The sequence below is a fragment of the Streptomyces sp. NPDC028298 genome, assembly GCF_055565895.1.
On the sequence record NZ_JBVHTL010000004.1, the window covers coordinates 101,735 to 125,566 of the forward strand.

A 23,832-nucleotide genomic window follows, 5' to 3' on the forward strand; every position below is an offset into this window, starting at 1 on the left:
GTACGGGTGTTGTTGATGTGGGCGTGACGGGGGTTGCGGCATGGCGGGGAATCGGCCAGGTGACTGGCATGTGCTGGATCTGGAGCGGGATCCGACGCCGGGTGATCCGGACCGGGTGCGGAAGCTGTCGAAGGATCTGCTCGGTTTCGCGGATGACGTGTCGGATGCGTTGCGGCTGATCAAGGGGATGGCGGACGAGGACGCCGTTTTGCAGTGGGCTGGGAAGTCGGCGGAGGCGTTTCAGTCCGAGTTCTCGGGTGTGCCCAAGCAGTTGAAGAAGCTGAAGAAGTCGTACGAGATGGCGGGGGACGCGCTCGGGGACTACTGGCCGAAGCTGGAGCGGGCGCAGGCGCTGGCGGACAAGGCGCTGGCGAAGGGGCGGGAGGCGCAGGCCGATCTGACGTCCGCGAAGTCTCGTCTGTCGTCGGCTGATTCGTGGGTGACGCGGGCCACCAGGGAAGCGGACAAGTACAAGGACGATCCGACCGGTAGCAAGGACGCGGAGAAGCCGGACGAGGCGAAGGTCCGTGCCGCCACCAGGGACGCGCAGCACGCCCAGTCGGCGCGGACGAGTGCGCAGTCGGACGTGACGGATGCGAATGGTGCGTTGGACGCGGCGAAGAAGATGGCCGCGGATGCGCGCAGGATGCGGGAGGAGGCGGCGCGGGACGCGAAGTCGAAGATCGATGAGGCGTCGGACGCGGGGATTCACAATCGGAAGTGGTGGGAGGAGGTCGGGGACTGGTTCTCCGACAACTGGGACACCATCGTCGCGGTGTGCAAGGTCGTGGTGGCGGTGGTGGGGATCATCGCGATGATCATCGGGGGGCCGATCCTCGGCGCGATCGTGCTGATCGCCGCACTCGTCGTCCTCGCCGACACCCTCAACAAATACGCGAAAGGCCAGGCGTCCCTCTGGGACGTGGCCTTCGCCGCCCTGGACTGCATACCCGGCGGCAAGGGCCTCACCAGCCTGGGCAAGCTCGCCAAGGGCCTCAAGGGTCTGAAGGGCCTCGGCAAGACCGGGCTCAAGGGCCTGGCCTTGGGGGCCAAGGGGTTCGGCAAGAGCGCACGCTCCCTGGGCCGTCCGATGAAGAAGCTCTTCACCTGCGGCGACCCCATCGACATGGCGACGGGCCAGATGGTGATGTCCGAGACGGACGTGGCGCTGGACGGCGTACTGCCCCTGGTGCTGGAACGCCATCACCGCACCGGCCTGAACGCCGGCCGTCGCTTCGGGCGGGCCTGGACCTCCACGATCGACCAGCGACTGGTCCTCGACGCCACGGGCGTGCGGTTCTTCGCCGCCGACGGCATGATCCTCACCTACCCCGTGCCCGAACCGGACGTGCCCGTCCTGCCCGTGGAGGGTCCGCACTGGCCGCTGAGCTGGGACGGCGGGCCCGGAGGAACCCTCACGGTGAGCCTGCCGGAGACGGGCCGCACGCTGAGCTTCCGGCCCCTGCGGGGCCGCCCGTCGCAGGAACTGCCGCTCGCGGTGATCAGCGACCGGAACGACAACACGATCACCGTCGAGTACTTCCCCGACGGCAGCCCGGCCGAGATCGTCCACCAGGGCGGCTATCGCGTCGGCGTGACCTGCGCGTCGGGGCGGATCGTGAGCCTCACCCTGCTCAGCGACCCCGCGCGGCCGACCCTGATGACGTACGGCTACGACACGCACGGCCGTCTCACCGAGGTCCGCAATTCCTCGGGCCGGCCCCTGAAGCTGGCCTACGACGACCGCGGCCGTCTCACCGGCTGGGAGGACCGCAACGGAGCCTGGTACCGGTACACGTACGACGAGGCGGGCCGCTGTGTCGCCGTCAACGGTGTGCACGGAATCCTCGACTACACCTTCGACTACGACGACGAGAGGCACCTGACCCACGCCCTCAGCTCCCTCGGGCACACCACCACCTATCAGTTCAACGACGCCTACCAACTGGTCGCCGAGACCGACGCGCTGGGCCACACCGTGTGCCATGAATGGAACCGACGCGACCAACCGACCTCGCGGACGGACCAGTTGGGGCAGGTCACGCGTATGGAGTGGGACGACCTCGGCCGTCTCTCCGAGGTCAGGCTGCCCGACGGGACGGTCTCCGCGGCCCGTTACAACGCGCTGGGCCTGACCGTCGAGCTCACGGGATACGACGGCACGGTCGTACGACAGGAGTGGGACGATCGGGGCAACTGCACGTCGCTCACCGACACCGACGGGACCACAACGGAGTTCACCCGGGACCGCACCGGCGCCGTCATCTCCGTGACCGATCCGCTCGGGGCCGTCCAGCGGTTCGTCAACAACCCCGCGGGCCAGATCGTCTCCGCGACCGACGCCCTCGGGGCGGAGACCCGGTTCGGGTACGACGCCCTCGGGCGGGTCACCGCCGTCGTCGACCCCCTCGGGGAGGTGACCCGCCAGGAATGGACCGTGGAGGGGCACCTCGCCGCCCGGACGGGCCCGGACGGGGCGACCGAGGCGTGGACGTACGACGGCGAGGGGAACCGGCTCACGCACACCGACGCGCTGGGCCGGGTCACCCGGTTCGAGTACGGCGCCTTCGATCTGCTGACGGCGCGCACGACCCCCGACGGCGCGCGGTACTCGTTCCGTCACGACAGCGAGCTGCGCCTCTGCCAGGTCACCGATCCGCGGGGGCTGACCTGGGACTACACCTACGACGCGGTGGGCAGCCCGACGTCCGAGACCGACTTCGACGGGCGGACCGTCCGCTACGCCTACGACGCCGCCCGCCGGCTCACCGGCCGGACGAACCCGCTGGGGCAGAGCACCGCCTTCGCCTACGACGCGGTGGGCAACCAGGTCGAGAAGACCGTGGACGGCCGGATCACGGTGTTCACGCACGCGCCCGGCGGCCGTCTGCTGCGCGCCGTGAGCCCCGACGCCACCCTGACGCTCCGCTACGACGAGGCCGGGCGCATCGCCGGAGAGGCGGTGGACGGACGGGAGCTCGCCACGTCGTACGACGCCGCGGGGCGGCCGGTCCGCCGCGTCACACCGGCCGGTGCCACGACGACGTACACCTACGACGCCGCGGGGAACCGTACGGCGCTCAGCGCCACGGGTCACGTCCTCACCTCCTCGTACGACGCCGCGGGACGCGAGACGGCGCGGGCGTTCGGGCAGGGACTCACCCTCGGTTTCGCATGGGACGCCGGGGACCGCCTCGGCTCCCAGACACTGGAGGACACCCGCTCCTCCCGTCGGTTGGCCCGCCGGACGTACACCTACCGCGCGGACGGGAACCTGACCGGGGTCGACGACCCGGCCGCCGGCCGGCGCACCTTCGACCTCGACGTCCTGGGCCAGGTCACCGCCGTGCGCGCCGCCGACTGGAGCGAGTCGTACGCCTACGACGGGACGGGCAACGTGACGAGCGCGGACTGGCCCGGGTACCGCGACCAGCCCGAGGCGCGGGGGGCGCGCGCCTACACGGGCAACCGCCTCGTCGGTGCCGGTTCCGTCCGCTACGAGTACGACGACGCCGGCCGCGTGATCCTGCGCCGCCGCACCAGGCTGTCGCGCAAGCCGGACATCTGGCGCTACTCCTGGGACGCCGAGGACCGGCTCGTCGGCGTCATCACCCCGGACGGCACGCGCTGGCGCTACCTCCACGACGCGCTCGGCCGCCGGGTGGCCAAGCGGCGGCTCGCGGCGGACGGGGTCACGGTCGCCGAGGAGACGCGCTTCGTGTGGGACGGCCCGCACCTCGTCGAGCAGACCGGCTGGGTGAACGGCACGGACGGGGGAGCCGACCGCGAGACGACGCTCACCTGGGAACGCGACGACACCCGGCCCTTGACCCAGACGGAGCGCACGACCTTGTCCGGCGCGTCCCAGGACGTCGTCGACGAACGGTTCTTCGCCATCGTCACGGACCTGGTCGGCACCCCGACCGAACTCGTCGACGAAACCGGCGTGATCGTCTGGCGCGGCGACACCACGCTGTGGGGCCTGGGCACCTTCCCCGACCCGGGGGCGGACACAGCGCCGGGATCCGGCGCGTCCACCCCACTGCGCTTCCCCGGCCAGTACCAGGACGCCGAGACGGGGCTGCACCACAACTGCTTCCGGTACTACGACCCGGCTTCCGCCGTCTACCTCAGCCCCGATCCGCTGGGCATGGACGCCGGGCCCAACCCGCGCCGCTACGTCGTCAACCCGCTGCTGTGGTCCGACTATCTCGGCCTGAAGCAGTGCTCCAAGATCCTCGGCGAGAACATGGCGAAGGAGGGCCGCGCGGTGGGACCCGGCCAGGCGGCCGCCCACATCGTCCCCTCCGGGTTCTCGCGCGGCGGCGGCCCGCGGATGCGGTCACTCCTGGCCAAGTACAAGGTCGACATCAACGACGCGGCGAACGGCATCCCGCTGGGGCATCCGCGACCGCACAACTTCACGCACAGCAACCGGTTCCTCGGCCGTCTCGACGCCCATCTGCACAACGTCGTCGCGGACCGTGTCGCCCGGGGCTTCGGGGACCGTGCCATCCGCACGACGCTTCGGAGGGAACTGCGCAGTATCGGCCGGCAGATCGAGTCCGAGCTGTCCGGCGTCACCACCGCGGTGCCGAGCACCGCCTACTGGACGGCGTGATGATGTCCTTCATGAACTCGAAACCCCTGGCCGTCTACCGGCTGATGCCGAGCACCCGGAATCTGCGCACCCTCCGTCTGGACGACTCGCTCGTCGATCTCAAGCGCTGGCAGTTCCAGGGCGAACGGGCGCCGCGGCCCACCGCGTTCGCGGCGGAGTGGACGGGTGATCCGAAGGCCCGCAAGGCCGAGTTCGCGTCCGACTATCCCGGCGCTCCGATCCTCGCCGGCCCGCTCGCGGACCGGCTGCGGGACGACCTGGAGAAGTCCGGCAGCCTGCTTCCGGTCCGCGTCGAGGGGGCGCCCGCGGACGCCTACCTGCTCCACCTCGTGGACCAGGTCGTCGACTGCGTGGACACCCGCGCCTCGTCGCAGCCGAAGAAGGCGACCGGCGAGATGCAGAAGACCGTCTTCCGCCCGGACGCCCTCCCTCTGGCCCTGCCCTCCTTCCGCGTCCCGCAGTTCCCCGTGGGCGTCTACTGGAACGCCTGGGCCGTCGACCTCCTCACCGAGCTCCTGGGGGACGATCTGGAGGCCCGCCCGGTCTGGTCGGAGGACCCGGCCGTCAGGCCTCATCCCAACCCGTGGGGGTTCTGAGCGACCGGCGTGCCCTCCCCGACCGCAGTCTGCCCGGGACCGTGAATGACCGACAGCACCTCGCACCCCCTCGCCGTCTACCGCCTGCTTCCGCGCAGGGGTGAGTTCCGGACCCTGCTCCTCGGCGGTTCCCTCAGACGACTCATCCGCTGGCAGATCACCGGATCCGCGACGGATCTGCCGACCTGGTTCAGCGCGTCGTGGGACGGCGATCCCGCCTGGCGCAAGGGCGAGTTCCCGAGCGGTTATCCGGGCGCTCCGGTCCTGAGCAGACGCGTGGCGGACCTGCTCGCCGCGGACCTGTCGGAATCGGGACCCTTCGTACCGGTCGTCATCGAAGCAGCCGATCCGGCCTTCCCCGCCGACGCGGACGCCGGTGGCTCGGACGACTACGTCCTCCACCTCGTGAAGCAGACCGTCGACTGCCTGGACGCACGCCGGTCGTCCAAGCCGAAGAAGACCACGGGCGAGATCACCAAAGCCGTCTTCCGCCCGGAGGCCCTGCCCGTGGGGCTCGCCTCCTTCCGGGTTCCCGAGTTCCGCGGCGGCGTCTACTGGAACGCCTGGGCCGTCGACCTCCTGACCGAGCTCCTGGGGGACGACCTGGAGGCCCGCCCGGTCTGGTCGGAGGACCCGGCCGTCAGGCCTCATCCCAACCCGTGGGGGTTCTGAGGCCGGTGCTCCGGCCGCCTCCGTCCGTGAGCACCTCGTGCAGGCCTCGTGCACGGCCCGTGACGGCCGTTCCGGCGGGCGGAGGCGATTCGCTGGCGCACAGGTGACGGACAGGGCGTACCGCCGCGCTCAACACGGAACCGAACAGGCGTCGTTGCGCGTCGACAACGTCGAGTCGGGTGCGCTTCAGGGGTCTTGACGCTCCTTGAGGGGCTTATGTGCGGCTGATACGGTGCCATGGCTTGACACTCGCCCCGGCGCCGGAGTTCGACCAGGTCGCACGGTCCGTCCCGTAAAGGGTCTCGGGGGTGAAGTGTCCTACTTGGCTCGTGAATTGACAGACATTTTCTTGGGTGTACGGGGAGCGGTCGCGTGAGGATCCAAGAGCGTACGGGGGCGGGCAACAACCGTTCCGCCACGTCGGCCCAGCCGGCGATGGGCGAGCGGCTTCCCACCCCGCCTCGCGAGCGCAAACCGGCGCTGGCCGCGCTCGCGGTGCTCCTCGTCCTCGTCGGCGCGCTCGGCGCCACCATGCTGGTGCTGCGCGCCGGCGACCGTGTCGAGGTCGTGAAGGTGACGAGCGACATCCAGGCCGGTGAGTCCGTGGGTGGCCACGTGACCTCCGTGCTGGTCGCGGACGACACCTCCATCAACTACGTCAAGTGGAACCAGCTCGCCGCGCTCAAGAAGCTCAAGGCCAAGTCCCCGATCTACAAGGGGACCGTGGTCATCGGCGACATGTTCGCCGAGGGTGCCGAGCTTCCGGCCGGCAAGGCCTCCGTGGGTGTCTCCCTCAAGGAGGGCCAGTACCCCTCGGGCATCAAGTCCGGTGACACGGTGGCCGTCTACCGCGTCGGCGACACCACGACCGGCGGCAGCCGCTCGTCGGGCTCGTCCAACTCCTCCGGCTCCGGCTCGTCGAGCGCGGACGCCGCGCCCATCGTCGAGCAGGCGAAGGTCATTTCGGTCAAGAGCGACTCGGACAGCACGATCAGCAGCACCAACCTGCCCGTCACCCTGATGGTGGACAGCGGCCAGGCGGCCGCCGTCGCCGCCGCGGCCTCGGCGGGCCAGGTCGCCCTCGTCATCGTCCCCGGCAACTAGAGGCGAGTGAGTAGACAGACATGGCGCTCATCGCCCTCGCCGCAGACAAGGGTTCCCCGGGAGTCACCACCGCAGCGGTGGCGCTCGCGGCGGTCTGGCCCCGCCGGGTCCTGCTCGCCGAGACCGACCCGGCCGGCGGCGACCTCGTGTACCGCAGCGCGGCGGCCCACGGCGGCCCGCTGAACCCGAACACCGGCATGCTGTCGATCGCGGCGACCGCCCGGCGCGGTCTCGTCCCCGACCAGCTCTGGGACCACGTACAGCCGCTCAGCGGCGGACTCGACGTCCTCGTCGGACTCGGGATCGCCGAGCAGGCCGCCGGTCTCGCCGGACTCTGGCCCACCCTGGGCCGGGCGTTCGCGCAGCTCGCCGACTCCCCGAACGCGCCCGCCGACGTCATCGCCGACTGCGGCCGCATCAGCGGGGACACCCCGGCGGCCGAACTGTTCCCGCACGCGTCCCTGGTGCTCCTGCTCTCCCGCACCGAGCCCGAGGCCATCGCCCGCGTCCGCGACCGGGCCGCCGCCCTCTCCGCCAAGCTGCACGGCGGACCGCGCGGCGCCGGCGGACTCGCCACCCCGTTCATCGGCGTCGTCCTCGTCGCCGACCCGGGCGACTCCGCCAAGCTCGTCCACCAGGTCAACGACATGCTGGTGGCGGCCCAGACCGGAGCCCGGGTCGTGGGCACCATCGCCGACGACCCCGCGGGTGCCGCCCAGTTGGCCGGCCGCCGCCGCGGGCGCCTCGACAAGTCGCTGCTCATCCGCTCGGCACGCAAGGTGACCGCGGACCTGTACCAGCAGTACGGTGCCGCCTGGTCCGTACCCGCCGACGGGCCGAACGCCGGGCAGCCCCGGCCCGCCGCCGGAGCCGGCCGATGACCGCCGTCGACCACCAGCTCGTCAAGCGGTTCCGGCAGGACGCCGGCGACCGCATCTCCGAACAGCGCCGCGAGGACCAGGTCCGCGGCGTCACCCCGATGTCCAGCGAGGACGAACGGCACTACGCCCGCGCCGTCATCGCCCAGATACTCGAGGACCACGCCCGTACCGAGATCAACCTCGGCCGGACCCCGCTCGACGCGGAGACCGAGGAGCAGTACGCGGCCGCCGTCCACGCCGCGCTCTTCGGCGTGGGCCGCCTCCAGCCGCTCCTGGACGACCCGGAAGTCGAGAACATCGACATCAACGGGTACGACGAGGTCTTCATCGGCTACGCCGACGGCCGGGAGACCAAGGGGGACCCCGTCGCCGAGACCGACGAGGAGCTCATCGAGCTGATCCAGGTCCTCGGTGCGTACTCGGGCCTGTCGTCCCGGCCCTTCGACTCCGCGAACCCGCAGCTCGACCTGCGGCTGCCGGACGGCTCCCGCCTCTCCGCCGTCATGGACGTGACCCGCAGGCCCGCCCTGTCGATCCGCCGCGCGCGCCTGGGCAAGGTCTTCATGTCCGACCTCGTGGGCAACGGCACCCTGGCCCCCGAGGTCGCCCACTTCCTCGCCTGCGCCGTCCGGGCCCGCAAGAACATCATGATCGCCGGGGCCACCAACGCCGGCAAGACGACGCTGCTGCGCGCACTGGCCAACGAGATCCCGCCGCACGAGCGGCTCATCACCGTCGAGCGCGCCCTGGAGCTCGGCCTCGACACCTTCGCCGAACTGCACCCGAACGTCGTGGCGTTCGAGGAGCGGCTGCCCAACTCCGAGGGCCAGGGCGCCATCACCATGGCCGAACTGGTCCGCCGCTCGCTGCGCATGAACCCCTCGCGGGTCATCGTCGGCGAGGTCCTCGGCGACGAGATCGTGACGATGCTCAACGCCATGTCGCAGGGCAACGACGGCTCGCTCTCCACGATCCACGCGAACAGCTCCAGCGAGGTCTTCAACCGCATCTCCACGTACGCGCTCCAGGCGTCCGAGCGACTGCCCATCGAGGCCAGTCAGATGCTCATCGCGGGCGCGGTGAACTTCGTGGTCTTCATCCAGCGACGCAACGACTACGAGACCGGCGGCCGCCTCCAGCGCATGGTGACCTCCGTGCGCGAGGTCAACGGCGTCGACGGACGGGTGCTGTCCAGCGAGGTGTTCGCCGAGGCCCCGGACGGCCGGATCGTCCCGCACGCGCCCATCTCCTGCCTCGACGACCTCGTCGCGCAGGGCTACCGGCTGCCCGGCAGCGGGAATTGGTGACGACGATGATCCAGGACATGACGACGGCCATGGCCCCGGCCGCGCCGCACCTCGGCACGGCCGTGTCGCACCTGAGCGCGGCCGGGGCACCGGCCGAGGCGCAGGCCGGGACCTCCGGCACGACCTCGCTCGCGGCCCTCGACTCGCTCGGCTCCATGGGCGGGCTGTTCTCCCTGCCCGTCCTGTACGCCCTCGCCTGCGGGATCGCCGTCGGCGGCGGCCTCGCGCTGTTCGCCGTCGCCGTACGCGGACTGCCCGCCAAGCCCGAACACGAGAAGCAGCGGGCGAGCGAGCGCGCGGCCGAGCTGATCCGGTTCGCCGGACAGCGCGGTTCGATCGCCGCCATCGCCGGACTGGTCGTCCTGCTCCTCACCCGCTGGGCCGTCGCCGGTCTCGCGGCCGGCATCCTCGTCTTCTTCTGGGACAAGCTCTTCGGCGGCGCCTCCGAGGAGAAGGCCGCGATGCGCCGCGTGGAGGCACTGGCGTCCTGGACCGAGTCGCTGCGCGACACCATCGCGGGCGCGGTCGGTCTGGAGCAGGCCATCCCGGCCTCGGCGCGCGCCTCCGCCCCCGTGCTGCGGCCGCATCTGGACGCGCTGGTGGACCGGCTGCGGTCCCGGACACCGCTGCCCGAGGCCCTGCAGCAACTGGCCGACGAGATCGACGACGCGTCCGCCGACATCATCGTGGCCGCGCTCATCCTCAACGCGCGGCTGCGCGGCCCCGGTCTGCGCCAAGTGCTGGGCGCGCTCGCCAAGTCGGCGCGCGAGGAGGTCGACATGCGGCAGCGCGTGATGGCCCAGCGCGCCTCGACGCGGCGCTCCGTGCAGATCGTCGTCGCGGTGTCCATCGCCTTCGTGCTCGGTCTGTCGATCTTCAACCGTGAGTTCGTCGAGCCGTACGGGACGGCCGTCGGCCAGCTCGTACTGGCCTGCGTCTGCGGGCTGTTCGGCCTCGGCTTCTGGTGGCTGCGCAAGCTGTCCACGATCGAGACGCCGGAGCGGTTCCTGGTACGGGACGAGTCGTCCGTGCGGTTCGTGCGGCCCCGTACACCGGTTTCCGGGGATGAGGCGGTACGCCGATGAACCTGACCATGCCGATCCTGATCGGCGCCGTCCTGGGCCTGGGCGTCTACGTCGCCGTCCGCGCCCTCATGCCGTCGAGGCGCAGCGCGGTCGCGCAGGTCGCCCGTATCGACGCCATGCGGGCCCGCGGGGCGGCGTACGAGTCCGCGCACCACGGGCAGCGGGACAGCGGACGCCTCGGCAGTCTGCGCGCGGAGGTCGGCCGGCGCGTCGCCGAGCTGTACCTCCAGCAGGGCTGGGAACAGCGCTCGCTCCGCGCCGATCTGGCGGTCCTGGACCGGAGTTGGGAGAGGTTCCTGGCGACGAAGGTGCTGCTGGCCGCGGCCGGTGTCTTCTTCGGTCCGTTCCTCTTCGCCGTCGTCTGGACGCTCGGGGCCGGCACCAGCCCGATCATCCCGGTCTGGCTCGCGCTGCTCTTCGCGGTCGTCTTCTTCTTCCTGCCCGACCTGGAGGTGCGGCGCGACGCGGTCGACAAGCGGCGCGACCTGCGGCGGGTGATCGGTGCCTATCTGGACCTGGTGTCGATGAGCCTGGCCGGCGGCCGCGGTCTGCCGGAGGCGCTGATGGCCGCCGCCGAGATCTCCGACGGCTGGGCCACGCAGCGCATCCGCAACGCGCTCGCCGACGCCCGGATCACGGGCATCAGCCAGTGGCAGGCGCTCGGCTCGCTCGGCGAGGAGCTCGGCGTCGAGGAGCTGAAGGACCTGTCGGCGTCCCTGGCGCTGGTCGCGGACGACGGGGCCAAGGTGCGGGAGTCGCTCGCCTCGCGTGCCGAGACGATGCGCCACCGCGAGCTCTCCGAGATCGAGGGCAGCGCGGGCGAGAAGTCGCAGTCGATGCTCGTCGCCCAACTCCTGCTGTGCGCCGGGTTCCTGGTCTTCCTGATCTTCCCGGCGGCGATGCGTGTGTTCCAGGTCTGATCTTCCACGGTGCCCGCGGGGGCGCCAGTCGGCCGACACTTTCCTTCGAGAGGACAACTCACCATGAACGGACGGAACTTCAGCACCGGGATCCCGGGGGTGGACTTCCTGATCACCTTCCTCCAGGGCCGGGTGCAGCGTGCCCGCTCCGGGGAGCTCGACCGGGGCGCGTCCGCGGTCGAGTGGGTCATCATCTCCGCCGTCGTCGTCGCCATCGTCGGCGTGGTCGCGGCGATCATCAACGCGGCGCTGAGCGACGGCGCCAACAAGGTCGGCGACTGCATCAAGGGCGCCGACGCCGGCAAGACCTGCTGAGCGGCGGGGATGCCAGTGCGCGAACGCCGAGGGGTACGACGCTGGGTGCGCCGCAGGGTGGAGGCAGCCTCCGCCCGCGGTGACTCCGGCATGACCGCGATCGAGTTCGTGCTGCTCACTCCGGTGCTGTTCTTCATGATCTTCGCGACGGTGCAGTTCGCGCTGTACTTCTTCGCGGACCATGTCGCCCAGGCGGCGGCCCAGGCGGGCGCCCGCAAGGCCCGTGCCACGGCGGACGCGCAGCCGGGCGCCTGGCGCGGCGAGGCGGGGGACGTCGTCGACAGCTACATCAGCCAGCTCGGTCCGAAGCTGGTGCTGTCCCCGGACGTGACGATGCTCCAGCCGGAGCCGGACACCGTCGGGGTCGAGATCAGGGCGAGGGTCCCCTCGGTCTTCCCGGGCCTGGACCTGACGGTGCACGCGCAGTCGTCCGGGCCGGTGGAGCGATTCGTGAAGGAGGAGGCGCCGTGACGGGACCGGGGGTCCGGCTCGCCGCCCTCCTGGACCGCGTGTCCGGGCTCCGGCGCGACCGGGGGCTGTCGACCATCGAGGTGGTCATCCTCGCGCCGGTGATGATCCTCTTCATTCTGGTGCTGGTGGCCTTCGGGCAACTGGTCGACGGCCGGGGCGCGCTGGACGGCGCGGCCCGGGACGCGGCGCGGGCCGGTTCGATCCAGAAGGACCACGCGACCGCGATGGCCGAGGCGAGGAAGGCGGCCGAGGCGGATCTGTCGGACGTGTGCTCGGGTCCGGTGACCGTCACCCAGACCAGTACGGGCTTCGAGCCGGACACGCTGTTCACCGTCGAGGTGAGCTGCGAGGTGCGGGGCCTGGCGATGATCGGCCTCGATGTGCCCACCACCCTGGACGCGTCCTTCAGTTCACCGCTCGACCCGTTCCGGAGGACGGCATGAAGCTGAACTCCGCTGTAAGGCGCTCCTGGCGGGGGCGCCCGAGGCCGACTTCCGCCCGGCGGAACGGCACACCGAGCCCCGCGCCCCGGGGCCCGCGGCCGGGTTCGGCGGTCCGGGGCTGGGCCGCCGCGCGCCGGGAGCGGCTCGACGACCGGGGCTCGGGGGCCGGCGCGGTCATCATCTTCGCGCTGGTCTTCCTCTCCCTCTCGGCGTTCGTGATCGATGGCGGGATGTCCATCTCCAAGCGGGAGAGGGCCGCCGACATCGCCGAGCAGGCGGCCCGGTACGCGGCCCAGGACATCGACCTCGAATCCCTCTACGAGAACGAGAACGGCCCGGCGCCCATCAACTTCGAGAACTGCGGCGCCCGGGTGAAGGCCTTCGCCCGGGAGATGGGCATGTCCGGCGCGGACATCGCGGCGACCCACTGCGTGACCGCGGACGCCGAACAGGTAGAGGTGGAGGTCCAGTTGACCTATTCGCCGGTCTTCACGGGCATGTTCTACGGCGGAGACGTGACCGTCCACGGCCGGGCGGTGGCGGAGAACGAGGTGGGCTGAGCCCCGGGTTCCTCCTGGGTCGGGGTTCCCTCGGTCCAGGCTCCGCCCGGAGTCCCGGCCCACCCGGGCCGGGGGCCGCTCAGCCCATGGAGATGCCGAGATCCCGCGTCAGGATTTCCGTGAGCCGTGCCTCCGGCACGGGTGGAACCCGGTGGTGGGAGTCCCGGACGTGTGCGAGGAAGTCCGGGGGGAGCGAGACGTGGTACGTGCCGAGGTAGTACGCGAGATCCTGCCGCCACACCCAGCTCCCGTCCGTGTACAGGGACCCGATCCCGGTCATGACGGGGCCACCGGGGTCCAGGACATCGGCCCCGGCACTCGTCTCGGACCAGATCCCGGCCCCGCCTCGGAGATACCCGAGGACGGCGCCCTCGTCCGGCTCGCCCACGGCGTTGACGGCATCCCGCAGAAGCCCGCCGCCGGCAAACCTCCACCCGCCTCGAAGCTCGGAAAAGAACCCGACGGGCCGGACCGGTACCGGTCCTCCGTCCTGGTTCCGTTCTCGCACTACTTCGCCCCGTCCTTCTTCTCCGTCTTCACTCCCTCGGAGACGTTCTTGGCCAGGTCGTCGTCGAGCTTCTTGAACTCGCGGACCACGGCGTCGGACATCTTCGCGAGGGCGTCCAGGGCCTGGCCGATGTCCTCGCGGCCGTCCTCCCAGCCGGACTCGAAGTCGTCCAGGGCGTCGTAGACGGTGTGGTCGCCCAGGTCGTCCTTGTACGACTCGAAGAGCTTCTTGGTGTGGTTCAGTCGGGTCTTGATGTCCCGCAACCGCCCGCCGTAGTCCTCCAGCTCGCTCAGCGGGAGCGCGAGGTCGCTCTTGCCGCCACCACTCATGTCCGATCCCCCTTGTCGCGTCGCGAAGTCCCGGTCAGACGAACCGGAACGTACCGGTCACCGCGTCGAAGATGTCGTGGAACGCCTCGGCCAGGTCCAGCACGGGGCTGGCTCCGGAGACGAGGACGACCTGGCCGGCGGTTCCCGGGACCGGGATGTACGTCTGGGTCAGCACCATACGAAGGGTACGGGTGTCGCCTTGCGCGACGGGCACGTCCTCCACACCGAACGTCCGGGCCGCCGACCCGACGTCGGGTCGGGCCCGCGGAGGGTGGCGTCATGCCGAACCGGGCTTCGTAGAGAGGCTGTTACGAGCCGGGGGTGTCGAACGAGCCGGTGCGTATGGCCTGGAGCAGGTGGCCGACGGGGGGTGGGGTGGTGGTGAGGACGGTGTCCGGGTCGTCGGACTCGCGGAGGTGGAGCAGGGCGGGGGTGGAGGCGAGCTCGACGCAGGAGTCGCCGTCACCGGGCCCCGAGTAGGACGACTTCTGCCAGTTGTCAGGGGTGCTCGTGGGCAACTCTCACAGCTCCTTCGTCAATCTGTGGATGAAGTCGCGGGACCGGCCGGCGTCCAGCGACACCGCCTCGACCTTGTGGAACAGCGTGCGATAGGCGTTGAGCTGGGCCTCGGAGTCGATGAACGCGGCGCCCTGGGGAGCGTCACGTACGACGGTGTCGAGCCGGGGGACGGGGCCGCCCGCGTAGGTCATGGCACTCGCGGCGCCACCGAACCCCTCCAGGTCGAAGGGGATGACCCGTACGGTGATGTGCTCGGCCTCGGACAGCTCCAGCACGTGGGCGAGTTGGGACCTCGAAGCGGCGCGGTCGCCGACCATGATGCGCAGCGCGGCCTCGTGGACGAGGCCGTCGTACCGTTTGGGGGCGGGGCCTTCGAGGAGTTCCTGTCGCTGCAAGCGGTGCCGTACACGCAACTCGACCTCCTCGGCCGGAAGTTCCGGTACGCGGTAGGAGAACACGGCGCGGGCGTACTCCTCCGTCTGGAGCAGGCCGGGGACGTGGAGGAACTGGACGTCCCGCAGGAAGGTGGCGTAGTGCTCCAGCTCGGCGAGGTCGAGGAAGGGCGTGGGCAGCAGGCCGCGGTAGGGCTCCCACCACCCGCGCGTCCGGTCGGTGGCCATGGCGACCAGGGCCTCCACGAACCCCTCGTCCGTGCAGACGTACTGCGTCGCGAGCCGGCGTAACCGCTTCTCGCTCACGCCCGCGAGGCCGGCCTCGATCTGACTGATCTGTGCGGGACTCACTCCGAGCAGTGTGGCCGCTTCGCGGGACGAAAGTCCGGCCGCTCCGCGGAGTCGGCGCAATTCCACCGCCAGACGCGTCTGACGTGCCGTCGCGTCACGCCTCAGTGCCATCGGGTTCCCCTCTCGGCGTGCCGGTGAACTTGACCCGTCCGGGGCAGATTATGCGACCGCCTGGTGAGACCTGAATGACCGGATTCACGTCCGGTGGCGCGAAAGGCACTCTCCGACGTCCCGGAGGGTGATTGTGCGGGGTTCGTGAGGACCGTCCCGCGAGTGGTGTGAAGGGCCGCGGAGACGGAGGACGGCCGACGGGCTCCGGGGTGGGTGCCAACTCGGTTGTCCCGGGCGGTTGGTGACGAATCGGGCGGGGTGGCGTCAATGCCCTCCGCTCGGCCTTCGACAGGCTCCTTAGACTCTCAGTAGGCTCGGGGCACCCCCGACTCACACCCTCCCCAAACGACCCCAGGACACCCGCCATGGCGCGACGCACCACCTCCAGTTCGACGGGCGGCTCGCCGGGTCCGAGGAATCGGACGCCGCAGCCCCTGCCCCGGCGTCGTCGGACGTTCGGGGACTTCGTGAAGGCGTTCGGGGCGTTCGTCGCCCTGCTGGTCCTGCTCGTCGGCGTGCCCGGCGCGCTGGTGGTCGCCGTGGGCTGGCCGCTGCCGCACGGGACGCCCTCGCTGGACTGGCTCCAGCAGGAGATCACCGTCGGCACGTTCATCCACGTGCTGACGGTCATCGTGTGGCTCGCGTGGGCGCAGTTCACCGCGTGCGTCCTCGTCGAGATGAAGGCCGCGCTGTCGGGCGTCGGGCTGCCCAACCGCGTACCGGGCGCCGGGGCCAGCCAGTTGCTGGCCCGTCAGCTCGTCGCGGCGCTCCTGCTCGTCGGCGCCGCCGCCGCGAGCTTCACCCCGGGCCTCTCCCAGCTCGGCCAGAGCCCGGAAGGCAACCAGCACGGCTCCGTCGCCACCGCTCAGCAGACCCCGGGCACGCTGTTCGGGCAGCAGCGGGAGCAGACGGCCGCGGGAGCCGCCGCCGTCGCCGAACAGGCCGCCGACGCCGCGGCCCGGGCCGCCGCCCAGCCGGACGGCGGCTCCACCGCCCGGCACGGCGACACGAAGTACTACCGGATCCAGCCCCCCGAGGGCCGCCACCACGACTCCCTCTGGGAGATCGCCCAGCGCCACCTCGGCGACGGGCGCCGGTACAAGGAGATCTACGAGCTCAACAAGGACCGTACGCAGCCCGACGGGTCCAAGCTGTCCGAGGCCAGCCTCATCCGGCCCGGCTGGATCATGGAGATGCCCGGCGACGCGCACGGCGGCGAGCTCGTCGAGATGCCCGAGGCCAAGCCCGGTATCCCGGAGCAGGTCCAGCAGCAGATCCACGACTACGCGAAGACCGGCGACCACCAGCAGGCCGCCGGACAGCGGGGCGCCACCGGCCGGCAGGGCGAGCAGGGTGACCGCGACACCACCCACTTCCGCGTCCCCCAGCAGCGGGCCGGCGGCGACCAGGGCCAGGACGGCGACCGCGTCTCCTCCGGCGAGGCCGCCCCGGACTCCCGTGACGGAAAGGGCGCACCCTCGGCCTCCGAGGACGGCGGGTCCTCCTTCGGGCTGCCCGAGGCCCTCGTCGGCGCGCCCCTCCTCGCCGCCGGTCTCCTCGGCGCGCTCGGCCGGCGCCGCCGCCAGGCCCTGTGGCAGTCGGCGCTCGGCGCGGTCGGCGGACGCCGGGGCATGGAGCCGCCGGTTCCCACCGGATCCGCCGCGGACGCCCAGGACGCGCTGCTCGTCGGCGCCGACCCCGAGGGCGTACGCCTCCTCGACCTGTCGCTGCGCGGGCTCTCGGCCGCGCTCGCCGCCGAGTCCCGCCCGCTGCCGACCGTCTACGCGGCCTGGCTCGGCGGCAACGGCGATCTGCACCTCCAGCTCGCCCAGCCGGCCGGGAAACCGCCCACGCCGTGGCAGCTCGGCCAGGACCAGACGTTCTGGATGCTGGCACGGGCGGACGCCGAGCGGTACGAGGAGGTCGACACCGCCGCCCCCTACCCGGGCCTCGTCAGCCTCGGCACCATGGACGACTCCCGGCTGCTGCTCAACCTGGAGGCCGTGCCCGGCATCGTCTCCCTGAGCGGCAGCGCGGCCGACCGCGCGGGCGTCTTCGCCTCCGTCGCCGCCGAACTGGCCACCAACGGCTGGTCGGACCGCATGACGATCACCCTCGTCGGCTTCGGCGAGGACCTGACGCCGCTCGCGCCCAACCGGCTGCGCCACCTCGACGACATCGAGGCCCTCGTCGAGACCATGGAGGCCGAGACGCGGCAGCGGCGCGGCGCGCTGGGAGCCGCCGGGCACGACTCGGTGCTCACCGGCCGTACCGGGCCCGCCCAGCACACCCGTTGGGCCCCGCACCTCGTCCTCCTGGCCGCCGAACCGTCCCCCGTGGACGCCCTCAAGCTCGCCGAACTCGCGGCCGACGCGGGCCGGTTGGGGATCGGCTACCTCGTCGGCACCGAGAGCGGTGAACTGCCGGGCGCCGCCTGGGAGATGGAGGTCACCCGCGAGGGCAAGCTGCTCGCGCCGCTCCTCGGCCTCGAACTCGACGCGCAGCTGCTGCCGGTCGCCCAGCAGCGGGCGGTCGTGGAACTCTTCGTCGAGGCGGACCCGGAGGGCGGGCCCGACGGTCCGACCGACTCCCCGCCCTTCCTCGTCGACATCAGCGAGCAGGGGCGGCCCGCCGTGTACGCGCGGCTCGTGGGCCCGTACGAGATCATCGGTCTGGAGACGCCCGAGGGCGAACGCAGTCCGCTGCTGCACGAGGCGCTGGCGCTGCTCCTGCTGCACCGCGAAGGGGTGCACCCGCGCGTGCTGTCCTCCGCGCTGTGGCCGCGCGGCGTCACCGACGACGTGCGGGACGCGCTCGTCGAGCGGCTGCGCGGCTGGCTCGGCGACGACTCCGACGGCACCCCCCGCCTCGGCTCCGACGCGACCGGGCGGCTCACGCTCGCCAAGTCCGTCGTCTCCGACCTGGACGTGCTGCGCTCCCTCTACCACGAGGCGACGCAGGGCAAGGGGGTCGACAGCCGGGTGGTGCGCGGGCGGCTGCTCACCGACGCGCTCGTCCTCGTCCGCGGTCCGTTGCTCGCCGACCGTCCCGAGGGGCGTTACGGCTGGCTCACCCACGAGATCATCGACGCCCAACTGCCGCTGCTCGTGGCGGACATCGGTCTGGCGCTCTCCGCGTTCCACCTGGAGAAGGACCGGGCCGAGAAGGCGATCGAGGCGCTGAACGCGTCGATGAACTCGGCGCCGGCTGACGAGCGGCTGTGGAACGAGCTGCTGCGCGCGACGCACGCGACGGGCGACGAGGAGAAGCTGAAGCGACTCGCCGCGGACCTGGTGTCCCGCAGCGGGGCGCGGGGGCTGCCGCCCCGGACGGAGGCGCTGCTCGACGAACTCCTCCCGACCTGGCGCAGCGGCACGGCGGCGGTGGGCTGAGAGGCCGGGCCTCGACCCGGCCCGCACGACGGGCGGTCGGGCCTCGGGTCGGGCCCGTACGACGACCGGTCGGGCCTCGGGTCCGGCCCGCACAACGACCGGTCGGGCCTCGGGTCCGGCCCGCACAACGACAGGTCGGAGCTCGGGTCCGGCCCGCACGACGGCAGGTCGGGCCTCGGGTCCGGCCCGCACACCGACCGCTTCCGGCCGGGCGGCGCGGCCACCGCCCGGCCTCGCGCACCACCCGGCCTCGCGCACCACCCGGCCTCGCCCACCGCTTGGCCTCGCCCGTCGCTCCGGTCGCTCCGGTCGCCGACCGGGAGCGGACGTCGGTGCCCGTGACAGACGGCCGGGGCGCTCGTCACCGGGCCGCCGGTCGGCCCGGCCGGTACACCGCACTCTTGGGGGAACGCGTGGATCTCGATCTCTGGCTCGTCGTCGCCGCCGCGCTCTGGGGCGCGGCGGCGGGGCTTCTGGTGCCCAGGCCCGCGTACCGCTTCGCCGTCGACCCCGACGAGCCGTGGCGGGACCGCTGCCCGGAAGGGCGGCCCATCACCGGGCTCGCGCGCGGATGGCTGGGACTCGCCCGTTCCCCGGGCGGCACCCGCTACGGCCCCAGCGTCCTTTTCGTCGCGCCGGTCACCGCCCTTCTCTGCGCCGGAATCGCCCTCGCGACCGGTACGCGTCCGGAGCTCGGCGTCTGGCTGCTGCTCGCGCCGCTCGGCGTCCTGCTCGCCGTGGTCGACTTCCGGGTGCAGCGGCTCCCGGACGCGCTGACCCTGCCGCTCGCGGCGGCGGCGCTCGTCCTGCTCGGGGTGGCCGCCGCGTTGCCCGAGCACGCGGGGGAGTGGACGACGGCCCTGTTCGGGGCCCTGGCGCTCGGCGGCGGGTACTTCGTGCTCTTCCTCGTCAACCCGAACGGCATGGGCTTCGGCGATGTGAAACTCGCCCTCGGCCTCGGCGCGGTGCTTGGCTGGTACGGGTGGAGCGTGGTCGTCCTCGGCACCTTCGCCGGGTTCCTGTTCGGCGGGCTGTACGGGATGGTGCTGGTGATCGCCCGGCGCGCGGGGCGCAAGACGTCGATCCCGTTCGGCCCGTTCCTGATCGCGGGGGCGTACGTGGGGCTGCTGATCGGTGCCTACGCGGCCTGACCCCGGCCAGGGGCGGTGGAGGACGGACGGTGTCCGACCCGGGGCGCGGCGGAGGTCGGGCAGTGCGCCGTGAGCCGGCCGGCGGAGCGCCGGATGTCGGCCGGCCGGGGCGTCCGACGCCGGTCGGCCAGGAGACCTGACTCCGGTCGGCCGGTGGGCCTGGCGTCGGCCGGTGGGGCGGCCTGGCGTAGGGTGGTTGAGTCTGTCCACAACCCTTACGAAAGGGACGCTCCCGGTGACCGAGAAGGCCGACCTTCAGTCCGTGCTGGACCGCGCCGCCGAGGGTGGGCGGATCACTCCGGAAGAGGCGCTCGTCCTCTACCGCGACGCCCCGCTGCACGCGCTCGGCGCCGCCGCCGACGCCGTACGCCGCCGCAGGTACGCGGGTACCGAGCACATCGCGACGTACATCATCGAGCGCAACATCAACTACACGAACGTGTGCGTCACGGCGTGCAAGTTCTGCGCGTTCTACGCGGCCCCCAAGGACACCGCCAAGGGCTGGACGCGCGACCTCGACGACATCCTGCGCCGCTGCGCGGAGACCGTCGAGCTCGGCGGGACGCAGATCATGTTCCAGGGCGGACACCACCCAGACTACGGCGTCGAGTACTACGAGAAGCACTTCGCCGCGATCAAGGGCGCCTACCCCGAGCTGGTCATCCACTCCCTCGGCGCGTCCGAGGTCGAGCACATGGCCCGCATCTCCAAGGTGAGCGTCGAGGAGGCCGTCCAGCGGATCCACGCGGCCGGTCTCGACTCGTTCGCGGGCGCCGGCGCCGAACTGCTCCCCGCCCGCCCGCGCAAGGCGATCGCGCCGCTCAAGGAGAGCGGCGAGCGGTGGCTGGAGATCATGGAGATCGCGCACGGCCTGGGCGTCGAGTCGACTTCCACCATGCTGATGGGCACCGGCGAGACCAACGCCGAGCGCATCGAGCACCTGCGGATGATCCGCGACGTACAGGACCGGACCGGCGGCTTCCGCGCGTTCATCCCGTACACCTACCAGCCCGAGAACAACCACCTGAAGGGCCGTACGCAGGCGACGCTCTTCGAGTACCTGCGGATGATCGCGATCGCCCGTCTGTTCCTGGACAACGTCGCCCACATCCAGGGCTCCTGGCTGACCACCGGCAAGGAGGTCGGCCAGCTCTCCCTGCACTACGGCGCGGACGACCTCGGCTCGATCATGCTGGAGGAGAACGTCGTCTCCTCCGCCGGCGCCAAGCACCGCTCCAACCGCATGGAGATCATCGACCTGATCCGCAAGGCGGACCGGGTCCCCGCCCAGCGGACCACGACGTACGAGCACATCGTCGTCCACGACGACCCGGCGAACGACCCGGTGGACGAGCGCGTCATGTCCCACATCTCCTCGACGGCGATCGAGGGCGGCACGGCACACCCCGAGCTCAAGCTGCTCGCGTCCAACTGACGCCCCCGTGCTGACGATCCACGTGGCCGAGGAGTCGGCCGGGACCGCGGTCCTGGTCGACGGGGCGGCCGTCGCCGCCATCGGCCCCTACGAGGAACTGGCAGAGGTCCGTCCGGACGCCAAGGTGCGGCGCTGGCCCGGCATCCTGACGCCGGGACTGCTGAACCCGTACGGCCCGGAGCTTCTGGAAGCCACCTACCACCCGGACCCGCGCGAGGCCGAAGGCTTCGGCACCGAGCCCATCGGCGGGGAGCGGGCCAAGCGGATCTTCCGCGCCGACCCCGCACGCCTCGGCGCGAGCGCGCGGCGCGGGGTCCAGCGGATGCTGGCGCACGGCACGGTGGCGGTGGCGGGCGAGTTGCGCTCGCGAGCCGTGCTCGACGCGGTGCGCAGGGCCGGCCTCGCCGTGGGACGGCGGCCGGACCGGCTCCCCGGTCCGCCTGCGCTGTCCCCGGCCCCGCTGATCCTGCTGCCCGGACTGGTGCCGGGCGGGCCCGCCCGGTTCGCCGTGTTCGACGTCGCGGACCGCGCCGAACTGGTCCACCGCGGCGCGGGCACCTGCGTCGCGACCGTGATCGGCGGCCGACTGGTGTACCGCGCCCGCTGACCCGGGCACCTGACGCCGGCCCGGCCTCACGGGCGCTCCCGGGCCCGTTGACTCTGGCACCTGACGCTGGCCCGGCCTCGCGGGCGCTCCCGGGCCCGTTGACTCTGGCACCTGATGCCGGCCCGGCCTCACGGGTGCTCCCGGGCCCGCTGACTCTGGCACCTGATGCCGACCCGGCCTCACGGGCGCTCCCGGGCCCGCGCCACGGCACGTGGCACCTGCTCGGCCCGCGGAGGGTCCTGGTACGGCTCCCGGCCCCGTGACGCCGGATCAGCCCGCGAGGGCCTTCGCGAACGCCCCCGCGGTCTGCTGCACGCCGCTGCAGTCGGTCGCCGCGTCGTCCGCCGTGGCGCTGCCCTTCTCGCACTGCCTGTCGCGGAACGTCGACCACATCGACACCCAGGCCACCTTCTTCTTCTCGGCGAACTCCCGTACCTGCGCGGCGTCCGCGAGCCCGAACGTCTCGTTGTCCACGTCGTTGACGCCGATCATCGAGGTGAGCGCGAGCCCCTTCCAGGCGTCGGCGCCGGACAGTCCGAACACCTTCTTCAACTGGGTGTGGGCCGCCTCGGCGGACGTGATCGCGTAGTCGCCCATGTCGCCGGCGTACGAACTGCCGTAGTTCATCGTCATGATGTTGACCGTGGAGACGTCCACGGAGTGGTCGTTGGCGGACTCCAGCAGGGCCAGGCCGTCGGCGTCGAGCCCGGACGGCATCACGGGCAGGGTGAAGGACACCGTCAGACCCGGACGCTTCTTCTGGAGCAGCGCGATGGCCTCGGAGCGCAGCGCGACCGCGTCGGAGTCGCTCAACTGGGCGCCCTCGACGTCGAAGTCGGCCTGCGTGGACCCGGCCGCGTCCAGTGCCGCCCCGTAGGCCGCGGCGAGGTCGCTCGCGCTGTCGCACGTCGACGCCAGCTCCTTGCCCGAGGCGCCCCCGAACGACACCCGCACCCGCGCGCCGGACGCCTTGAGCGCCGAGACGCGGGACTTCACCGCCGTGTCGCCGATGGCGTACGCCCCGTCCCACGTCGGTGTGCAGCCGCTGCCGTCCGAGATCACGAAGGCCAGGTTGTACGTGGTCGGCGACCCCGCCGAGTCGGTGTCCGCGGCGGTCGTCGCGCTCACGTACGGCGCGTACGAGGTGGCCGACGCCTTCGCCGCACCCGCCTCCGGTGACGCCGCCGCGGCCGTCGTCCGGCCGGCCCCCGCGGACGTCCGGTCCGAGGCGTCACCGCCGCCGGAGGAGCACCCCGTACAGGCCAGGGCCACCAGGCAGACGACCCCCACGGCCGGCCTCAGGAAACTCCGCATTCCGCACGCACCCACTCTCGTGATCATTCGTGATCTCGTGTGATGTCTGTCTCGGATCGAAAACAAACAGCCGTTCCCCGACTGGAAATGTGTCACATCCGGAGCCGAATACCGAATGGGCAGCGCACGGGGGAATCCTGGGCAAGAGTGCAGGCAAACGGGACGAGTCGGGCTTTACAGCGGTGCATATCTCCCGTATCCATCGGGTCCGGGGCGCGCGGGCATTTCTCGATTCTCATAGGGAAAGTACAGGCTCGGGCATCTCTCATGGGCCGTTCATACGGAACTCGGAGTTTCCGACACATAAACGCGTCCTACCGTCTGGGGAATGCAATCCGAGTCCGCCGTCGAAAACCATGTCCAGGTGCGTGGCCGTAGCCGCAAACGCGGCAGGAGGGCCGAGGCCGGCCCCGTGTTCGTCGACAGTTCCGGGCGCCGTGCCCGGCTGCTGAGCAGAGTCGGGATGCTCGTCGGCGTCGTCTGCCTCGGCTACGCCGTCGTGCTCGGCATGGCCTTCATGGGCTGGGGCACCTCGCTGACGCCGTCCTCGCTCCTCCCCTTCGGCGGCGGCCGCTCCGGCGCCGCACCCGGCGGGGCCTACGGCGGGCCCGGCGCCGGCACCGCGCCGAGCGGAGCGCCCACCGGCGCCCCGCCGTCGGGCCCGCTCACCGGGTCCGCGCCCGCCGCGCCCCCCACGACCACCGCCGGGGCCTCCGCGTCCACCGGCGCCGAGTGACGGGGCGCGCCC

22 protein-coding genes and 1 pseudogene are annotated in these 23,832 nt (G+C 71.8%); 17 read left to right on the forward strand and 6 right to left on the reverse strand.

Translation table 11 applies throughout. The features are described 5' to 3' along the window. Window positions 1-40 precede the first annotated feature (40 nt). The 12 genes from ACZ4TO_RS19445 to ACZ4TO_RS19500 all read left to right on the forward strand — a co-directional run bounded on the left by ACZ4TO_RS19445 (window position 41) and on the right by ACZ4TO_RS19500 (window position 12,975). Window positions 41-4,621 (forward strand): DUF6531 domain-containing protein, encoded by a 4,581-nt coding sequence (locus tag ACZ4TO_RS19445; RefSeq protein WP_468024847.1) that lies wholly within the window; start codon window positions 41-43, stop codon window positions 4,619-4,621. 11 nt (window positions 4,622-4,632) lie between these two features. Next, window positions 4,633-5,217, forward strand: coding sequence for a hypothetical protein (locus ACZ4TO_RS19450; protein WP_382793778.1), 585 nt, complete (start codon window positions 4,633-4,635; stop codon window positions 5,215-5,217). Window positions 5,218-5,262: 45 nt separating this feature from the next. Next, complete coding sequence (locus ACZ4TO_RS19455) at window positions 5,263-5,889, forward strand: hypothetical protein (RefSeq protein ID WP_468024848.1); 627 nt, start codon at window positions 5,263-5,265, stop codon at window positions 5,887-5,889. A 372-nt stretch (window positions 5,890-6,261) separates the two neighbouring features. After that, window positions 6,262-6,993: an RcpC/CpaB family pilus assembly protein gene (locus ACZ4TO_RS19460; RefSeq protein WP_468024849.1), complete on the forward strand. Its 732-nt coding sequence runs from the start codon at window positions 6,262-6,264 to the stop codon at window positions 6,991-6,993. A 20-nt stretch (window positions 6,994-7,013) separates the two neighbouring features. Then, on the forward strand, window positions 7,014-7,874 hold the full coding sequence (locus tag ACZ4TO_RS19465; RefSeq protein WP_385045986.1) for a hypothetical protein: 861 nt from the start codon (window positions 7,014-7,016) through the stop codon (window positions 7,872-7,874). Continuing rightward, the gene (locus tag ACZ4TO_RS19470; protein WP_382793789.1) at window positions 7,871-9,181 is read left to right on the forward strand and encodes a CpaF family protein; all 1,311 of its coding nucleotides are present in this window, start codon (window positions 7,871-7,873) and stop codon (window positions 9,179-9,181) included. The genes ACZ4TO_RS19465 and ACZ4TO_RS19470 overlap by 4 nt, the downstream gene beginning before the upstream one ends. Window positions 9,182-9,336: 155 nt before the next feature. Beyond that, entirely contained in the window at window positions 9,337-10,266 is a 930-nt protein-coding gene (locus ACZ4TO_RS19475) for a type II secretion system F family protein (RefSeq protein ID WP_382794043.1), read from the forward strand. Beyond that, window positions 10,263-11,186, forward strand: coding sequence for a type II secretion system F family protein (locus ACZ4TO_RS19480; RefSeq protein WP_382793792.1), 924 nt, complete (start codon window positions 10,263-10,265; stop codon window positions 11,184-11,186). The genes ACZ4TO_RS19475 and ACZ4TO_RS19480 overlap by 4 nt, the downstream gene beginning before the upstream one ends. A 63-nt stretch (window positions 11,187-11,249) precedes the next feature. Next, the gene (locus ACZ4TO_RS19485) at window positions 11,250-11,501 is read left to right on the forward strand and encodes a hypothetical protein (RefSeq protein WP_028805786.1); all 252 of its coding nucleotides are present in this window, start codon (window positions 11,250-11,252) and stop codon (window positions 11,499-11,501) included. Between the two features lie 9 nt (window positions 11,502-11,510). Beyond that, window positions 11,511-11,972 carry a TadE family protein gene (locus ACZ4TO_RS19490; RefSeq protein ID WP_382793795.1) on the forward strand — a complete coding sequence of 154 codons (462 nt, stop codon included), beginning with the start codon at window positions 11,511-11,513 and terminating at the stop codon, window positions 11,970-11,972. Continuing rightward, window positions 11,969-12,415 (forward strand): TadE/TadG family type IV pilus assembly protein, encoded by a 447-nt coding sequence (locus tag ACZ4TO_RS19495; protein WP_382793797.1) that lies wholly within the window; start codon window positions 11,969-11,971, stop codon window positions 12,413-12,415. Before ACZ4TO_RS19490 ends, ACZ4TO_RS19495 begins: the two co-directional genes overlap by 4 nt. Continuing rightward, on the forward strand, window positions 12,412-12,975 hold the full coding sequence (locus ACZ4TO_RS19500) for a Tad domain-containing protein (RefSeq protein WP_468024850.1): 564 nt from the start codon (window positions 12,412-12,414) through the stop codon (window positions 12,973-12,975). Before ACZ4TO_RS19495 ends, ACZ4TO_RS19500 begins: the two co-directional genes overlap by 4 nt. 79 nt (window positions 12,976-13,054) lie before the next feature. Here the strand turns inward: ACZ4TO_RS19500 and ACZ4TO_RS19505 are convergent, their stop codons facing one another. From ACZ4TO_RS19505 to ACZ4TO_RS19525, 5 genes and pseudogenes are all read right to left on the reverse strand, one after another. Continuing rightward, window positions 13,055-13,363 (reverse strand): hypothetical protein, encoded by a 309-nt coding sequence (locus ACZ4TO_RS19505; protein WP_468024851.1) that lies wholly within the window; start codon window positions 13,361-13,363, stop codon window positions 13,055-13,057. Window positions 13,364-13,482: 119 nt separating this feature from the next. Further along, window positions 13,483-13,812 (reverse strand): hypothetical protein, encoded by a 330-nt coding sequence (locus tag ACZ4TO_RS19510; RefSeq protein WP_382793804.1) that lies wholly within the window; start codon window positions 13,810-13,812, stop codon window positions 13,483-13,485. A gap of 34 nt (window positions 13,813-13,846) precedes the next feature. Further along, window positions 13,847-14,068, reverse strand: a pseudogene (locus tag ACZ4TO_RS19515) (hypothetical protein); the annotation flags it as partial. A gap of 52 nt (window positions 14,069-14,120) precedes the next feature. Then, entirely contained in the window at window positions 14,121-14,330 is a 210-nt protein-coding gene (locus tag ACZ4TO_RS19520) for a DUF397 domain-containing protein (protein ID WP_382793806.1), read from the reverse strand. A gap of 3 nt (window positions 14,331-14,333) precedes the next feature. Further along, window positions 14,334-15,185 (reverse strand): helix-turn-helix domain-containing protein, encoded by an 852-nt coding sequence (locus tag ACZ4TO_RS19525; protein WP_468024852.1) that lies wholly within the window; start codon window positions 15,183-15,185, stop codon window positions 14,334-14,336. 365 nt (window positions 15,186-15,550) lie between these two features. On the opposite strand from ACZ4TO_RS19525, the gene ACZ4TO_RS19530 reads away from it, so the two are divergent. From ACZ4TO_RS19530 to ACZ4TO_RS19545, 4 genes are all read left to right on the forward strand, one after another. Next, on the forward strand, window positions 15,551-18,577 hold the full coding sequence (locus ACZ4TO_RS19530; protein ID WP_468024853.1) for a BTAD domain-containing putative transcriptional regulator: 3,027 nt from the start codon (window positions 15,551-15,553) through the stop codon (window positions 18,575-18,577). 413 nt (window positions 18,578-18,990) lie between these two features. Further along, on the forward strand, window positions 18,991-19,728 hold the full coding sequence (locus tag ACZ4TO_RS19535) for a prepilin peptidase (protein ID WP_468024854.1): 738 nt from the start codon (window positions 18,991-18,993) through the stop codon (window positions 19,726-19,728). A gap of 235 nt (window positions 19,729-19,963) precedes the next feature. Continuing rightward, window positions 19,964-21,163, forward strand: coding sequence for a cyclic dehypoxanthinyl futalosine synthase (gene mqnC / locus ACZ4TO_RS19540; RefSeq protein ID WP_351863092.1), 1,200 nt, complete (start codon window positions 19,964-19,966; stop codon window positions 21,161-21,163). Between the two features lie 7 nt (window positions 21,164-21,170). Further along, window positions 21,171-21,770: a hypothetical protein gene (locus tag ACZ4TO_RS19545; protein ID WP_468024855.1), complete on the forward strand. Its 600-nt coding sequence runs from the start codon at window positions 21,171-21,173 to the stop codon at window positions 21,768-21,770. A gap of 270 nt (window positions 21,771-22,040) precedes the next feature. Here ACZ4TO_RS19545 and ACZ4TO_RS19550 read toward each other — a convergent pair whose 3' ends face one another. Continuing rightward, window positions 22,041-23,084, reverse strand: coding sequence for a chitinase (locus tag ACZ4TO_RS19550; RefSeq protein WP_385046015.1), 1,044 nt, complete (start codon window positions 23,082-23,084; stop codon window positions 22,041-22,043). A gap of 364 nt (window positions 23,085-23,448) precedes the next feature. On the opposite strand from ACZ4TO_RS19550, the gene ACZ4TO_RS19555 reads away from it, so the two are divergent. Beyond that, window positions 23,449-23,820: a hypothetical protein gene (locus ACZ4TO_RS19555; RefSeq protein ID WP_468024856.1), complete on the forward strand. Its 372-nt coding sequence runs from the start codon at window positions 23,449-23,451 to the stop codon at window positions 23,818-23,820. The last annotated feature ends 12 nt before the right edge of the window (window positions 23,821-23,832 follow it).

Excerpts from the sequence above, each read along its gene's own strand:
- ACZ4TO_RS19550 (WP_385046015.1), bottom strand. The coding sequence starts at position 23,084 with ATGCGGAGTTTCCTGAGGCCGGCCGTGGGGGTCGTCTGCCTGGTGGCC.
- ACZ4TO_RS19500 (WP_468024850.1), top strand. The coding sequence starts at position 12,412 with ATGAAGCTGAACTCCGCTGTAAGGCGCTCCTGGCGGGGGCGCCCGAGG.
- ACZ4TO_RS19455 (WP_468024848.1), top strand. The coding sequence starts at position 5,263 with ATGACCGACAGCACCTCGCACCCCCTCGCCGTCTACCGCCTGCTTCCG.
- ACZ4TO_RS19525 (WP_468024852.1), bottom strand. The coding sequence starts at position 15,185 with ATGGCACTGAGGCGTGACGCGACGGCACGTCAGACGCGTCTGGCGGTG.
- ACZ4TO_RS19465 (WP_385045986.1), top strand. The coding sequence starts at position 7,014 with ATGGCGCTCATCGCCCTCGCCGCAGACAAGGGTTCCCCGGGAGTCACC.
- ACZ4TO_RS19450 (WP_382793778.1), top strand. The coding sequence starts at position 4,633 with ATGAACTCGAAACCCCTGGCCGTCTACCGGCTGATGCCGAGCACCCGG.
- ACZ4TO_RS19445 (WP_468024847.1), top strand. The coding sequence starts at position 41 with ATGGCGGGGAATCGGCCAGGTGACTGGCATGTGCTGGATCTGGAGCGG.
- ACZ4TO_RS19470 (WP_382793789.1), top strand. The coding sequence starts at position 7,871 with ATGACCGCCGTCGACCACCAGCTCGTCAAGCGGTTCCGGCAGGACGCC.
- ACZ4TO_RS19485 (WP_028805786.1), top strand. The coding sequence starts at position 11,250 with ATGAACGGACGGAACTTCAGCACCGGGATCCCGGGGGTGGACTTCCTG.
- ACZ4TO_RS19490 (WP_382793795.1), top strand. The coding sequence starts at position 11,511 with ATGCCAGTGCGCGAACGCCGAGGGGTACGACGCTGGGTGCGCCGCAGG.
- ACZ4TO_RS19530 (WP_468024853.1), top strand. The coding sequence starts at position 15,551 with ATGGCGCGACGCACCACCTCCAGTTCGACGGGCGGCTCGCCGGGTCCG.
- ACZ4TO_RS19475 (WP_382794043.1), top strand. The coding sequence starts at position 9,337 with ATGGGCGGGCTGTTCTCCCTGCCCGTCCTGTACGCCCTCGCCTGCGGG.
- ACZ4TO_RS19510 (WP_382793804.1), bottom strand. The coding sequence starts at position 13,812 with ATGAGTGGTGGCGGCAAGAGCGACCTCGCGCTCCCGCTGAGCGAGCTG.
- ACZ4TO_RS19480 (WP_382793792.1), top strand. The coding sequence starts at position 10,263 with ATGAACCTGACCATGCCGATCCTGATCGGCGCCGTCCTGGGCCTGGGC.